The sequence below is a fragment of the Salipiger sp. HF18 genome, from assembly GCF_011806505.1.
Classification (GTDB): domain Bacteria; phylum Pseudomonadota; class Alphaproteobacteria; order Rhodobacterales; family Rhodobacteraceae; genus Salipiger; species Salipiger thiooxidans.
The window spans coordinates 67,994-81,272 of the sequence record NZ_JAATOS010000002.1; the positions used below are offsets into that span (position 1 = coordinate 67,994).

Below are 13,279 nucleotides of genomic sequence, written 5' to 3' on the forward strand. Positions count from 1 at the left end.
CTCGTCCAGGGCCCCGACCAGGCCGCGAGGAGGTCTCAGCCGGTTCACAGCTGTGAACTCCTCAGGCGGCGCGGTGTTCGAGGGCCATGACCATGCGCGTCGGCGAGAAGGTTCCTTCGCTGGCCTTCTTCGCAAGGTGGCGCAGGTAGCCGCCGGGATTGCGGATCTCGGAGAAGCGCTGGAGCATGGCGCAGAGGGTCGCAGAGGCTTGTTCAGCGCCCATCGCGGACTTCGCGTCTTGCCAGGCGGAGTCGGAAATGCCGGTCATCGGGCGGATCTTGTCGGCTGCCCGGATCAGGCTCGGCCAGTCGTGGATGGGATCCGGAGTGAAGACGGCGATCTCGGAACAGGTGCCAAGGACAAGGCGCAGCGGCGGAGGTGCTGGCCGCTGCGCAGCTTTGGAGACCGTGGAGGACGGGGTCAACGGGACCGTCGCTTCGGGCACGCGGGTGTCTTGGCCATGGCATTTGATGCATGATTTTGAGGAGTGGCCCGGCTCGGTTCCGGTCACGTCGAGGGCCGGTCCCAGCGGGCGCAACGCTGCGAGGTTCGGCGCCATGGACCCGAAGGCGCCGGGAGCATTCGGGTCCGCGACCTCAGCGTTGGCGCCCGCGCGTTTGATCGCTTGTCCTTGATGGCCATCGGTCCCGGCCGCGCAGGCCTCGGAGCGACCGGTCTTCGCACCGCTTTCCGCGGCTGTCTGCGCGTCAGGCGTAGATGCGGCGGTGCGCGTGTCGGCTGGCTTCGACGAGATCTTCTGAGCGGGGTCCATTCCTTCGCCCCCTGTAGCGATGGGGGTGGTCTTCTGGAGCGTACCTGTCTCAGAACAAGCTGTAGGCTTTTCGACGGTTGTCTCGCTAACGGCTGTTGCGACGTCATCAGCTTCTTCAGCGTCGTTGACAGGTAGAGCCTCAATGCCACCCTCAGCTTTCTCAGCGTGCAGGCCAAGCCCCTCGACGGTTGAGCAATAAAGCGCATCCGTGACGAAAGCATCTTCGCATCGTGCGGTCTGTTCAGAATCTAAATTATCTTTATATGAACTCTGTTTGTGCTGCTCATTCCGGGCGTCGTTGCCGCTCATTTCAGGTGCAAAAGAGGCGAAAAGAGCGGTGGCGCGTGCCACCGCGTCGTGGAGTTCGAGCACCATGTCGCGCAGGGCGTCGACGTCGAGCTTGCGGCGCAACTGGCGCGCGGTGAGGCGGGCGAGGTCGGAGAAGGCGTCCCAGAGCGGGTCGGATTGCTCGGCGGCACCGAACTCGACCAGGGCGGCGAGATCCCGGCGCAGGAGGCTGGCGGTCTCGCGGAGGGCCTTGCGCTGCTGCTCGAGGGCGCGGGCGGCAGCGGCCTCGTCGGCGATCTCGGCGGCACGGTGGAGCAGGGGGCTCAGGTCGAAGCCGAAGGCGATCTTGGTCCCGGCGATGCGGCGGGCGTAGCGCTTTCCGTTGGGGCTGTCGCGACGGACCAGAAGGCCTGCCTCGACCAGCCGCGCGAGATGGCGGCGCATGGTCGAGCAGGGCATGCCGTTGGCGCGGGCGCAGATCGTCTCGTTCGACGGGTGGATGACCAGCGGCTCGGAGGCATCGAGCCGGGCGCCGGGATGGAAGCTCAGCAGCGCCTGCAGAAGCGTGATGTCGCGGTCGGAGAGCCCGAACCGGGCACGGGCGGCGGTGAGGTCGCGCAGGATCTGCCACTTGTCGAGCGGGCAGGGGGGAGCGGCGACCGGCTGCCGGACCTGCAATGAGGTGAGGACAGCCTTAGCCGTTCGCCCAAAAGGCGTGATGGGGTGATAACCCATGTTTTCATTCACGAAGACAAAAAAATCCCGCGCCGCGAATCGAATTCGACTTGCGGTCAAAGGCTCCGGACACTACCTTGAGGGTGCTAAGAACAAGTCAGGGTCTCGTGGAGCGTAAGCTTTGCGGGGCTCTTTCTTTGTCGGGCTCGTGCCTCCTATCTCTTTGTTATCGTTGACTGCTCAATCTTCCGCGCGGGTTTTCCAGCGCGCGTGAAGCTCTGCGATGACGGCCTGTGCCTCGGACTCGATCCAGTCGGCGAACCGCGGGTCGTCGAGGTCGATGGCCAGCCCCTTGGCGGTGCGTTTCAGGACCCCTGCCTTACGACCGTCCACCAACAGCGCCTGCCGCCGTGGCTTTGCCGCCACAGGGGTCTTGGCGCTCGCGGAGCGGGCAGGGGAGGGGGCGAGATGCTTCATCACCGCCTCGAAGGCGGCGACGGAGGCATCCTCGGGGACCGCTTCGCCACGGACCATGGCGACCTGCGCCTGGGTGTGGACGTCCTCGGCGATGCGGGCCAGCTCGTCCCGGTCGGCGCGGTTCTCCTCGATGGCGCGGGCCATGGCCTCCCACCGGGGGCGGCCGATGCCATGGGCGGCGCCGATCGCGAGCGCGAGGTCGCGCCCGATCAGCTCGGCCACGGTCAGCGCCATGGAAATCGAGGACTTGGTCACGGTCAGCACCTCGGCCACCTGGCTCTGGTTGCCGAAGCCGGTGTCGACGAGCTCGCGGGCGAAAAGCGCCTTCTCGATGAAGGAGAGATCGCGCCGGGCCATGTTCTCGGAGATCTGCGCAGTCATCGCGTCGCGCTCGTCGAGCGAGGCGACCAGCGCGCGTACCTTGGTGACCTTGTCCGAGCCGCGGATCGCCTCGAGCCGGCGGCGGCCGTAGACCAGCAGGTAGCGCCCGTCCTGTTCAGGGTTGCGGCGCACCAGGATCGGCACGGTCTGGCCGTTGGCCTCGATGGCGTCGCGCAGGTCGACCACGTCGGAGGGATCGAGGCGGTCGCGGGTGCGGTTGTCGTCGATCTGTCCGGGGTCGAGCTCCCACACCCGGTGACTGTCGACCGCGTCGCGGGCCGAGCGCAGGGCGCGGTTGCTGGCCATCATGGGTGCGCCTGCGCCGCCGGGGGTTCCGGCGGCGGCGAGGCTGTCGAGCATCGACATGCGTTTCTTGCGGGTGTCGCTCATCGCGTCTGGCTCCTCTTCGTCGCGTCCATGGTCCCGCTCAGCGCCCCCATGTCTTCTGGATCAGGGCGGCGATCTCGTCGTTGACCGCGTTGAGGCTTTCGAGAGCGCGGTCGTAGGTGGCGCGGGTGAAGGCGCTGCGGTCGACCTCGTAGAGCGTCTGCTTGGTCAGGCCGGCGTCGGAAATGGCGGTGGATTTCAGCATCGGCGCGTTCAGCACCTTCTCGGCGTACATGGTGCGCAGGAAGGCGACGATGCGGTTCTGCGGCGCGTCGGTGGGCTCGTAGCGGGTCAGCAGGTAGCGCATCCAGTCGTGCTTCATGTCGGCGCCGGATTCGGCGATCACGTCCATGAGGTCGGCGGTCATGCGCAGGAACTGCGACATCGACATGACGTCGAGCATCTCGGGGTGGATGGTGACCAGCACGCCGGTGGCGGCCGAGAGCGCCGACATGGTCAGGAAGCCCAGCTGCGGCGGGCAGTCGATGACCACGACGTCGTAACGCTCGTCGACCTGCGAGAGCACGTCCTTGACCCGGAAGAAGAACAGCCCGGCATTGCCCTGCGCCAGCGCGCGGGGGGTCTCGTGCTCGAATTCCATGAGCTCGAGGTTGCCGGGGATGAGGTCGAGGCCGGGGATGTAGGTCGGGCGGATGACGTCGGTGACCGGCACCGGGTCGTCGTAGCGGATGGCGTCGTAGAGCGTGCCGCCGTCGGGCAGGTCGAACTCGGGCTGGACCCCGTGCAGCGCGGTGAGCGAGGCCTGCGGGTCGAGGTCGATGGCAAGCACGCGGTAGCCCAGCAGGGCAAGGCGCTGCGCGAGGTGGGCCGAGCTCGTGGTCTTGCCCGAGCCGCCCTTGAAGTTCATCACGCCGATGACCTGCAGGTGGTCGAGATACTTGTTCTCGCTGCCCTCCGGAGCGAGGCGACGCCCGGGCAGGTAGTCGCCGGGCTTGCGGGCGGTCTTCTCGAGCAGGGTGCGGAGCTCGTGGATGTCGTAGACGGAATAATGCCGGCGGTTGCCGGAGGTGAGCTCGGGCGAGGGGCCCTTGCCGTCGAGATGCAGCTTGCGCAGGTAGGAATCGTTGACGCCGAGCAGGGCCGCGGCCTCGCCCGAGGTGAACTTGCGCATCTCCTTGGAGGCGTCCGGCGGGAACAGGCTCTCGGCCTGCGCATGGAGCTGCGCGGTCAGCCGTTCGGAATGTTGACGAATGACCGTATTCAGGTCTTCGTCTTCGGTGATATCCTGCATTCGCGCGGTATCCTGCTCACTGTCTGGCCCCGTGGTGACGAACGTCCCCCCGATGGCTTGTCTCTTGGTCCCGGTGCCTCGCCGGATTTTGTTATCCGTGTTCACGGTTTTTGGCGTGTTCCGGATGTTTTTCGTGACTATTGCCGACCAACCACGAGTCGCGCAAGTGGTTTTCTGCCCGAAACACCCCGCCAGGCGGCTGTAAGGGCGGGAATCTCGCCTCTTTTGTCCCGACCGGTGCCGTTGCGTCACGCGCGGGCTGGTGCAGACCGGCTGCGAGGGCACGACCCTGGGCGAGACCCTCGGGGTGGGCCGTGCCGAGGTCGGCGACATCTGCTCGTGCCCCTGCGCGGCGCAGCTGGCAGAGGTCTGACGATCTCGCCACCCGGGCTCCGGCCCGGGCGGTTGCCGCGTGAGGGCGCCGGTTTCGCCCGGCACCGTCCCGGTCCGACGCCTCTAGTGTAGAAAATGGGACAGCTCTACCGATCCGATTTCCGGACATATCTGCACGCTATGCGGGCGCCCCGGCGGGTTGATCGGAGCGAATGTCTATTTATTCAGCGCGGTTGGGGGAAATTTCAGAGATTTGGCACAGAACTGTTGCCCGGTTCGGAATCATAGTGCCAATATTGGTACAGATTTTCAAAATGGAGAGGATCCGTCCCGTGATCTCAAAAATCAACAAGTCGTTGAAGGCTTCCGTCGCCGTCGCCATCACCGCCGGCAGCTTCGCGACCGCCGCCGCGGCCGAGGACTTCCGCATGCTCGCGAGCTGGGACAGCTCCTATCCCATCGTCCCCAAGGTCGCCGACGTCTTCGCCGAGATGGTCTCCGAGGCCTCGGGCGGCGAGAGTACCATCGCAATGACCGGCCCCGAAGCCGTGCCGCCCTTCGAGCAGCTGCAGCCGGTGGCGGCGGGCGTCTTCGACATGCTCTTCACCTCGGGCGCCTACCATTCGAACGAGATCGCCGTGGGCATGGTGACCGACGCGATCCAGGCCGATCCGGCGGCGCGCCGCGACTCGGGCGCATGGGATGCGGTCGACGCGGCCTATCAGGAGATCGGGCTCAAGCTCATCGCGCTGCCGACCCTGCCCAACGGCTACAACGTCTTCCTGCGCGACCCGATCGGCGAAAGCTGCGACTTCGCGGGCCTCAAGATCCGCGGCAGCGCGACCTACACCTCGCTGATCCAGTCGCTGGGCGGCCAGCCGGTGGTGCTGCCGCCGGCCGAGATCTACTCGGCGCTGGAGAAGGGCGTGGTGGACGGCGCGGCGTGGCCGGTGATCGGCGCGCTGGACTACGGCTGGTACGAGGTGGCGAAGTACTTCCTCCGTCCCGCCTTCGGCACCGCGACCTACATGATCCTGATGAACCTCGACACCTGGAACGGCCTCGACGAGGCCGAGCAGGCGCTGCTGCTCGAGCAGGGCGAGGCGCTTGAGGTGAGCTCCATCGACACGCTCGCCGACGTCGCCGCGGCCGAGCAGACCGCGCTCGAGGAAAACGGCATGGAAGCCACCGAGATGTGCGGCGATGCGGCCGCCACCATGGAGCACGACTGGGCCGAGGGCGTCTGGGCGCTTGGCATCGAGAAGGGCGGCGCCACGGTCGAGGCCCTGAAGGCCACCGTGGACGACGCGGGCATCAACTTCTGAACCGGATCCTCCGAGGGACCCATTGCCGCTTCCGGAGCTCTCCGGGGGCGGCCTTTCCCGGTTATGCGGGCCAATGACACGACCTAGGACCCCGCGAAGGAGGCGCCCCAAGATGACGACTGAACCCCGAACGCCCGGACCCTCGGGGCCGTGGCGCGCATTGGACCTGGTGGTCGGGCTGGGCGCCTGGGCCGGGGCGCTCTGCGTGGTGGGGATCCTTGCCAGCTATTCGATCGAGGTGTTCATGCGCTACCTGCTGAACGCCCCGACCGCCTGGGCAAGCGACTTCGTGAAGTACTTCCTCTGCGGCGCCGTCTTCCTGGCCATGCCGCTGCTGACGCGCGACGGCGCGCATGTCTCGGTCACGGTGTTCAAGGGCAGGCTGCCCGCCGGGATCGAGGCCATGGCGGTGCGGCTCGGGCTGCTGATCTCGGCCGTGGTCTGTTTGATGGTGGGCTGGCTCGCGCTGCAGCAGACGCTCTACAACTACGAGCGCGGCATCGACACCATGTCGCTCATCGCGATCCCCAAGTGGATCGTCGCGGCGCCCATCGCCTACGGGTTCCTGATGTCGGGGCTGGTGCTGCTGGCGCAGCTTGTGCGGGCTGACCACAGGGTCGCGGAGGTGGCGCAATGATCACCGGGATCACTGCCGTCTTCGCGCTGACCGGCGCGCTGCTGCTGCTCTTCGGCACCGGGCTGCCGATCTTCGTCACCTTCCTGATCGTCAACGTCGGCGGCACTTTCCTGCTGCTCGGCGCCAACGGCTTCAAGTTGCTGGCGAACTCGATTTACGACACCGCCACCACCGGATCGCTCACCGCGATCCCGCTGTTCATCCTGCTGGGAGAGCTGCTGTTCCGGGGCCGGGCGCTGACCGTCATGTTCCGCTCCATCGAGGTGCTGGTGGGCCGGGTGCGCGGCCGCCAGTTCGTGCTGGCGGTGGTGCTCTCGACCGTCTTCGGCGCGCTTTCGGGCGCGGCCATGGGGGTGGCGGCGATGCTGGGCAAGACCCTGCTGCCGGGCATCAAGGAGCGCGGCGGCTCGTCGACGCTGGCCATGGGCGCCATCGTCTCGGGCGCGTCGCTGGCGCCGATCATCCCGCCGTCGCTGCTGGCGATCATCGTGGGCACGCTGGCGGGGGTCTCGATCGGCGACATGCTGGTGGGGGGCATCGTGCCGGGTCTGATGCTGGCGGTGCTCTTCGTCTCCTACATCCTGATCCGCATCCGGCTCGACCCGTCGCTCGACACCGACGCCGAGGACGTGCCGCCCGAGCGCGGCCCCGGCGACGTGCTGAAGGCGCTGCTGTCGCTTGCGCCCTTCACCATCATCGTGGGCTCGATCATGGGCTTCATCATGGCCGGCATCGCCACGCCCTCCGAGGCGGCGGCGACCGGCGTGCTGGGCGCGCTGGCGACGACGATGATCTACGAGCGGCTGAGCTTCTCTGTGCTGAAGGAGTCGGTGCTCTCGGCCACCAGGATCTCGGCGATGATCCTGCTGATCATGGCGTCGTCGAAGATGTTCAGCCAGCTGCTCGCGATGAGCGGCGGGATCTCGGCCATGACCTCGATGATCAGCGCCATGGACCTGCCGGGCTGGGCGATGCTGCTGGTGCTGATGGCTTTCCCCTTCATCATGTGCATGTTCATCGACCAGACCGCGCTGATGCTGATCGTTGTGCCGATCTATTCGCCCATCGTGGCGCATTACGGCTTCGATCCGCTGTGGTTCTGGCTGATCTTCCTCGTGAACATCACCGTCGGGGGCATCACGCCGCCCTTCGGCTATGTGCTCTTCGCGTTGCAGGGATCCGCCCCGAACGAGCCGATGACCGCGATCTTCCGCTCGGCATGGCCCTTCGTGTGGATCTTCATCCTCGGCATGGTGATCATGGCGGCCTTCCCGCCGCTGGTGACCTTCCTGCCGTCGCTGACCCGCTGAGGGTCAGCACCGGATATCCATGTCCCTGAAACGAAAGACGGCGCCCTCGCGGGCGCCGTTTCCGTCTGTCGCGGGGGGCCGTGGTCAGCGCGGCAGGGCGGGGGCCGAGGGGGCTGCGAGCGCCGCCATGTGCCCGAGCGCCGCGGCGCTGTCGATCACCGCGCCGTAGCGCATGGCGATATCGAAGAGCGCCACCGCGTGGCTAGACTGGGCGCGGTCGAAGCAGCCGTCCTCGATGGCGGCGACCTTGAAGCCGTGGCTGTAGGCGTCGACCGCGCTGGCCCGCACGCAGCCCGAGGTGGTGGTCCCGGTCAGCAGCACGCTGTCGCAGCCGAGGCGGCGGAGATGGGTGGCGGTGGGTGCCGAGAAGAAGGCCGAGGGCTTGCGCTTGTAGACCAGCAGATCGCGCGCCTCGGGCGTCAGCGCCGAGACGATCTCGTTGGCGTCGCGGTCCTCAGGCGTTGCGGGCACCTGCTCGCCGGTGCGCGAGTTTTTCCACGACCAGCTGCCCACGTCCCAGGCGTCGCCGCGGGCGCGGCCGGTGGTGTAGAGCACCGGGATCCCGCGGGCGCGGGCGGCGGTGCAGAGCGCGGCGATGCGGTCGACCGCGTCCCAGCTCTCGGCCCCGCAGGAGTTGGGCCAGCGGCGGATGCTGTCGAGGATGTCCTCGCCGGGCCGGTCGCCTGCAAAGCCCCAGGACACGTCGATGACCAGAAGCGCGGGGCGCTGGCCAAGGCCCGCAGGCCCGGTGAGCCCGGTCGTGGCAAGGCGGTCGCGATCGGCGGCAGAGAGGTAGTCGTCCCAGATCATCGGGGGATCTTTCCGTAGGCGGGCATGAGGTCGAGCCGCTTGTCGGCGCAGCCCTTCGGCAGGGCGAACATGTCGCCGGGCAGGGTGGCGACCCAGTCTGCGAGCCCGGCCGCGCTCAGCGGGTCGGCGTATTTCGCCTGCAGGTCGCAGAGCGCCATGGCGTGGCTGGCCTCCCACGCGTCGAAGCAGGCGTCCTCGGCGATGGCGACGCGCAGGTTGAGGCTGAACGCGTCGATCACCGTGGCGCGCAGGGCCCCGGCGGTGGCGCCGCCCGCGATGACGATGCCGTCGGCGCCGAGCAGGTTCAGCAGGCTCATGAGGTCGCTGTCGAAGAAGGCCGACGGCGCCTGACGGCGGATCACGATGTCGGTGGGCGCGGGTTGCAGCGCCTCTGCGAAGGCGGTCTCGGCCAGCGGGTCGGCGCCCGCCGCGCGGCCGTCCTCCTGCGGGCGGTCCCATGCGTCGGGGCGGGTGGCGCCGGTGGCGTGGATCACCGGCAGGCCCTGCGCGCGGGCCGCGGTCACCAGCGGCCGCACCGCGTCGAGTGCCGCCTGCGCCGAGGGGATGGTGTCGAGGTTGCCCTGGTTGAAGCCCACGAGCAGCAGCGCGGGGCGGGCGGGCAGGGTGCCGCGCACGCCGTAACCCGCCGCGGCAAAGACCTTGCGGTCACGCTCGGTGATGAAGTCGTCCCAGATCTTGCCGGTCATGCGGAGCCTGCGGGGAAGAGGGTTGCGTAATGTTCGGCGACGGCGCCCGGCGTGGTGATCCAGATGTCGTCGCGGTGTTCCATGATATGCGCGAGCGCCCGGCGCAGGGCACGCAGGCGGTAGGGGTGGCCGATCACGAAGGGGTGCAGCACGATGGTGTAGCAGAGCGGGTACTTCGCGCTTTGCAGCAGCATCTCGTCGAACTGGTCGATCATCATGCGCTCAAAGCTCGCCGGGCCCTCCTGCCGGAAGGCCATGACCGGGCTGTCGTTGACCTCGATGGAGTAGGGCACCGAGAGGATCGGCCGTGTGCGGGTGCGCATCCAGAACGGCTGGTCGTCCGCCGGCCAGTCGAGCACGTAGGAGAAGCCCACCTCGCGCAGCAGGTCGAGCGTGATGTCGGTCTGCGCCAGATAGGGCCCGAGCCAGCCCGCGGGGGCCTTGCCGGTATAGGCGGTGATCGCGTCGTAGGCTTCGCGGATCAGCGCCTCTTCCTCGGCGGGGGGCAGCACGTCCTGCCGTTCGGCGTTGCTGCGGCCGTGGCCGATGAACTCGTCGCCGCGGGCGATCATGCGGTCGGCGATGGCCGGGCAGTGATCGAAGAGCAGCGAGTTGAAGTTGTGCGAGGCGGGCAGGCCCATCTCGTCGAGCAGGTCGAAGAGGTACCACTGGCCGACGCGGTTGCCGTAGTCGCGCCACGCGTAGTTGCGCGAGGTCTGCGGCGCGCCGACCTGGGCGCTGTCGCTGCCGAGCCCGTCGCGGAAGCTGAACACCTCGATGTTGTTGCAGATCGCCACCGAAAGGCGCTTGCCCCCGGGCCAGGCGAAATCCGGGCGCTGGGGCAGGGGGCTGTAGTCGTAGCGGTCGTGGGTCTTGAGGGTGATCAGGCTCATGCGGCGGCCTCCCTGGCCCGGGCGCGGATGGCGGGTGCGGCCGCCAGCGCGGCGCGCACGATGTTGCGGTAGCCGGTGCAGCGGCAGAGGTTGGACGAGAGCACCTCGGTCAGGTCTTCGTCGCTCATCCCGGGGTCCTTCTCGAGCGCGCCGGTGATCAGCATGAGGAAGCCCGGCGTGCAGAAGCCGCATTGCAGTGCGTGGTTGTCGATGAAGGCCTGCTGCAGCTCGGAGAGCCCGCCCTCGGGGGCGAGCCCCTCGACGGTGCGCACCTCGGCGCCCTCGGCCTGCACGGCGAACATCAGGCACGAGCGCACCGGCGCGCCGTTGACCATGACGGTGCAGGCGCCGCACACGCCGTGCTCGCAGCCGACGTGGGTGCCGGTCAGGCGGCAATCCTCGCGCAGGGCATCGGCAAGGGTCTTGCGCGGCACGCAGGAGATCGTGCGCTCGGTTCCGTTGACGGTCAGGGTGATGTCGGTCTTGTCTGACATATCGGGGTCCTCAGGCGGTTTCGGCCGGGGCGGGCGCCCGGTTGCGGGCGGCCTCGAGCGCGCGGGTGATCACGGTGCCGGTCAGGTCGCGGCGGTACTCGGCAGAGGTCGTGGCGTCCTCCATCGGGTCGACGGCCAGCATCGCGGCGGAGGCGGCGGCACCGATGCTGGCCGCGTCGAGGGGCTGGCCCACGAGTGCGTCCTCGGCCTCGGGGATGCGGCGGGGGTGGTCCTCGATGCCGCCGAGGCCGATGCGGGCGGCGGCGACGCTGTCGCCGTCCATCTCGAGCACGCAGAGCGCCATGCCGAGCGCGAAGTCGCCGGCGCGGCGGTTGAACTCGTAGAAGCCCCAGAGCGTGTTCCCGGGCAGCAGCGGCAGGCGCACTTCGGTGAGGATCTCGTCGGGCTCGCGCGTGGTGCTCATGGGGCCATCGCTCCAGTCGGCGGCCTCCACGGTGCGGGGCCCGTCCGCCGAGAGCAGGTGGATGGTGCCGTCCAGCGTTGCGGTCACAAGGCACCATTCCGACGAGGGGTCGGCGTGGCTGAGCGAGCCGCCGAAGGTGCCGCGCTGGCGGATCGGGTAGTGGGCGATGTGCTCGGCCACCCCGTGCAGCAGCGCGCCGAGCGGCGCGGGCGCGGCGTCGGTGTCATGGAAGGTGGCGTGGCGGGTGAGGGTCGGGATCACGAAGCTGTCGCCCTCGACCCGCGGCGTGCCGAGCCCGTCCAGCGCGTTCAGGTCGATGAGCTCGGTCGCGTAGGCCACCCGGAGCGCCATCATGGGAACGAGGCTCTGGCCGCCGGCGATGACCAGCGCGCCCTCGTCGGCGCCGTCGCGCAGGCGCTGCGCGGCATCCCCGAGGCTGGTCGGTCGGTAATAGGTGAACGGCGCGGGTTTCATCACTGCGCTCCTTTTCGATAGGTCGTGTCGCCGGGAAGGCGGGCGGTCCAGTGGTCCCAGCCGCGCCGGACCGCCGCAGGGGCGGGGGTTCCGGCAAGGGCGATCTCGCCCTCGGACAGCGGGGTCACCGTGCCAAGGGTCAGGGCCGCGGTCAGGGTTTCGGCCTCGCGGCAGGCGTGGATGCAGCGGAACACCACGTCCTCGGGGCCCGTGCCCGTCACCAGCACGCCATGGCCGCGCATCAGCACGATGCGGCCCGGGGTGAGGGCGGCGGCGAGGTCGGTCGCCTGCGCCATGTCGGTCACCAGCATGTTAGTGTCGCCGAAGGACGCGCGGCTGTCCCAGAGCGGCACCTCGGCACCCATCCACGCACCGGTCTGGCTGAGCGCCACCAGCGGGCGGCCGCCCATGCAATAGGGCATGAGGGCGGCCGCATGGTGGTGGACGCTGGCCTGCGCGGTGGCATCGGCGCGGAACACGGCGGCGTGGATGAAGCGCTCGGAGAAGAGCGCGGCATCGGTGGGTTCGAGCGGGGCGCCGTCGAGGTCGAAGGGCAGGAGGTCACCGGCGGTCAGCCGCGCGGGCGCCCCGGCGCGGGCGAGCCAGAACACGCCCGGGTCCGTGGGATCGCGCAGGGCGACATGGCCGAAGACATCCATGACGCCCTCGTGCACGAGGATGCGCGTGGCGGTGACAAGCTGGTCGAGTAGCGCCTGCGGGCGGGGGATGGTCATGTCGTGTCTCCTTTCGCGGCCTTCGCCGCGCGGATGGCGGCATGCAGGGCCTGCGGCGTCAGCGGGGCCTCGGCGATCTCGACGCCGAGATCCTCGAGCGCGTGTTCCACCGCCGAGGCGATGGCGGCGGCGGTGGGGATCACGCCGCTTTCGCCCACGCCCTTCACGCCGAGCGCGTTCTGCGGGCTGAGGCTTTCGCTGTGCGCGATCTCGATCACCGGCATCTCGGCGCTACTGACCAGAAGGTAGTCGGCGAGGCTGCCGGTCAGGGGCTGGGCCTCGTCGTCAAAGCTCATCTTCTCATAGAGCGCATTGCCGAGTCCGTGGGCGAGGCCGCCCATGATCTGGCCGTCGACCATCTGCGGGTTGACCATGCGGCCGCAGTCATGGGCGAGGAAGAGCCTCGCCACCCGCACCGCGCCGGTGGCCTCGTCGACCTCGACCTCGGCGGCGAGCGCGCCGTTGGCAAAGGCCATGCCCTCGACCAGCACGCGCTCGGTGGCCTGCAGGCCAGGGGTCTCGATCCCGGGCAGGCGGTAGCCGGGCAGGCCCTCGGAGGCGGTGGCGATCTCGGCAAGCGACAGGCTCTGGCCGCTGTTGCTGCCCCTTACGACCACCCGGTCGGCCTCGATGTCGAGCGCGTCCCCGGGCAGGCCGAGCAGGTGCGACGCGACCTGCAGCACCTTGCCGCGCACGATCCGTGCGGCGGCATCGGCAGAGGCGCCGGCGACCACGGTCTGGCGGCTGTTGAAGCCGCCGAAGCCGTAGGGCTCGCGTGTGTCGCCCAGCGTCAGGTCGATGTTGGCGGGCGCGCGCCCGAGGTGGTCGGCGACGATCTGCGCCAGCGCCGTGCCGACACCCTGTCCCATGGCGGCGGCGCCGGTGTTGACCTTGACGCGGCCGTCG

General features: G+C 68.8%; 13 protein-coding genes. 3 read left to right on the top strand and 10 right to left on the bottom strand.

Features of this window, described 5'->3' with window-relative positions:
* Window positions 1-61 precede the first annotated feature (61 nt).
* From repC to repA, 3 genes are all read right to left on the bottom strand, one after another.
* On the bottom strand, window positions 62-1,807 hold the full coding sequence (gene repC, locus HC022_RS00920) for a plasmid replication protein RepC (protein ID WP_167450991.1): 1,746 nt from the start codon (window positions 1,805-1,807) through the stop codon (window positions 62-64).
* A gap of 168 nt (window positions 1,808-1,975) precedes the next feature.
* Window positions 1,976-2,983 (bottom strand): plasmid partitioning protein RepB, encoded by a 1,008-nt coding sequence (gene repB / locus HC022_RS00925; RefSeq protein WP_167450992.1) that lies wholly within the window; start codon window positions 2,981-2,983, stop codon window positions 1,976-1,978.
* Window positions 2,984-3,020: 37 nt separating this feature from the next.
* Entirely contained in the window at window positions 3,021-4,232 is a 1,212-nt protein-coding gene (gene repA, locus HC022_RS00930; RefSeq protein WP_008888248.1) for a plasmid partitioning protein RepA, read from the bottom strand.
* A gap of 665 nt (window positions 4,233-4,897) precedes the next feature.
* Here repA and dctP point away from each other — a divergent pair.
* The 3 genes from dctP (at window position 4,898) to HC022_RS00945 (ending at window position 7,837) form a co-directional block, all read left to right on the top strand.
* Entirely contained in the window at window positions 4,898-5,890 is a 993-nt protein-coding gene (dctP, locus tag HC022_RS00935) for a TRAP transporter substrate-binding protein DctP (protein ID WP_167450993.1), read from the top strand.
* Window positions 5,891-6,002: 112 nt separating this feature from the next.
* Window positions 6,003-6,527 (top strand): TRAP transporter small permease, encoded by a 525-nt coding sequence (locus HC022_RS00940; RefSeq protein ID WP_167450994.1) that lies wholly within the window; start codon window positions 6,003-6,005, stop codon window positions 6,525-6,527.
* Complete coding sequence (locus tag HC022_RS00945; RefSeq protein WP_008888072.1) at window positions 6,524-7,837, top strand: TRAP transporter large permease subunit; 1,314 nt, start codon at window positions 6,524-6,526, stop codon at window positions 7,835-7,837. The genes HC022_RS00940 and HC022_RS00945 overlap by 4 nt, the downstream gene beginning before the upstream one ends.
* An 84-nt stretch (window positions 7,838-7,921) precedes the next feature.
* Here the strand turns inward: HC022_RS00945 and HC022_RS00950 are convergent, their stop codons facing one another.
* From HC022_RS00950 to HC022_RS00980, 7 genes are all read right to left on the bottom strand, one after another.
* Complete coding sequence (locus HC022_RS00950; protein WP_167450995.1) at window positions 7,922-8,647, bottom strand: isochorismatase family protein; 726 nt, start codon at window positions 8,645-8,647, stop codon at window positions 7,922-7,924.
* Window positions 8,644-9,354 (bottom strand): cysteine hydrolase family protein, encoded by a 711-nt coding sequence (locus tag HC022_RS00955; RefSeq protein ID WP_167450996.1) that lies wholly within the window; start codon window positions 9,352-9,354, stop codon window positions 8,644-8,646. Before HC022_RS00955 ends, HC022_RS00950 begins: the two co-directional genes overlap by 4 nt.
* Complete coding sequence (locus HC022_RS00960; RefSeq protein WP_008888254.1) at window positions 9,351-10,247, bottom strand: polysaccharide deacetylase family protein; 897 nt, start codon at window positions 10,245-10,247, stop codon at window positions 9,351-9,353. The genes HC022_RS00955 and HC022_RS00960 overlap by 4 nt, the downstream gene beginning before the upstream one ends.
* Window positions 10,244-10,741 (bottom strand): (2Fe-2S)-binding protein, encoded by a 498-nt coding sequence (locus HC022_RS00965; protein ID WP_089959364.1) that lies wholly within the window; start codon window positions 10,739-10,741, stop codon window positions 10,244-10,246. The genes HC022_RS00960 and HC022_RS00965 overlap by 4 nt, the downstream gene beginning before the upstream one ends.
* A gap of 10 nt (window positions 10,742-10,751) precedes the next feature.
* Window positions 10,752-11,639 carry a xanthine dehydrogenase family protein subunit M gene (locus tag HC022_RS00970; RefSeq protein WP_167450997.1) on the bottom strand — a complete coding sequence of 296 codons (888 nt, stop codon included), beginning with the start codon at window positions 11,637-11,639 and terminating at the stop codon, window positions 10,752-10,754.
* On the bottom strand, window positions 11,639-12,373 hold the full coding sequence (locus tag HC022_RS00975) for a class II aldolase/adducin family protein (protein WP_167450998.1): 735 nt from the start codon (window positions 12,371-12,373) through the stop codon (window positions 11,639-11,641). Before HC022_RS00975 ends, HC022_RS00970 begins: the two co-directional genes overlap by 1 nt.
* Window positions 12,370-13,279, bottom strand: a 910-nt coding sequence (locus HC022_RS00980) for a xanthine dehydrogenase family protein molybdopterin-binding subunit (RefSeq protein WP_167450999.1), incomplete at its 5' end; no start/stop codon positions are given. The genes HC022_RS00975 and HC022_RS00980, both read right to left, overlap by 4 nt.

Coding starts and splice junctions, on each gene's coding strand:
- HC022_RS00950 (WP_167450995.1), bottom strand. CDS start 8,647: ATGATCTGGGACGACTACCTCTCTGCCGCCGATCGCGACCGCCTTGCC.
- HC022_RS00955 (WP_167450996.1), bottom strand. CDS start 9,354: ATGACCGGCAAGATCTGGGACGACTTCATCACCGAGCGTGACCGCAAG.
- HC022_RS00940 (WP_167450994.1), top strand. CDS start 6,003: ATGACGACTGAACCCCGAACGCCCGGACCCTCGGGGCCGTGGCGCGCA.
- HC022_RS00960 (WP_008888254.1), bottom strand. CDS start 10,247: ATGAGCCTGATCACCCTCAAGACCCACGACCGCTACGACTACAGCCCC.
- HC022_RS00975 (WP_167450998.1), bottom strand. CDS start 12,373: ATGACCATCCCCCGCCCGCAGGCGCTACTCGACCAGCTTGTCACCGCC.
- HC022_RS00970 (WP_167450997.1), bottom strand. CDS start 11,639: ATGAAACCCGCGCCGTTCACCTATTACCGACCGACCAGCCTCGGGGAT.
- HC022_RS00945 (WP_008888072.1), top strand. CDS start 6,524: ATGATCACCGGGATCACTGCCGTCTTCGCGCTGACCGGCGCGCTGCTG.
- HC022_RS00965 (WP_089959364.1), bottom strand. CDS start 10,741: ATGTCAGACAAGACCGACATCACCCTGACCGTCAACGGAACCGAGCGC.
- repB (WP_167450992.1), bottom strand. CDS start 2,983: ATGAGCGACACCCGCAAGAAACGCATGTCGATGCTCGACAGCCTCGCC.
- repA (WP_008888248.1), bottom strand. CDS start 4,232: ATGCAGGATATCACCGAAGACGAAGACCTGAATACGGTCATTCGTCAA.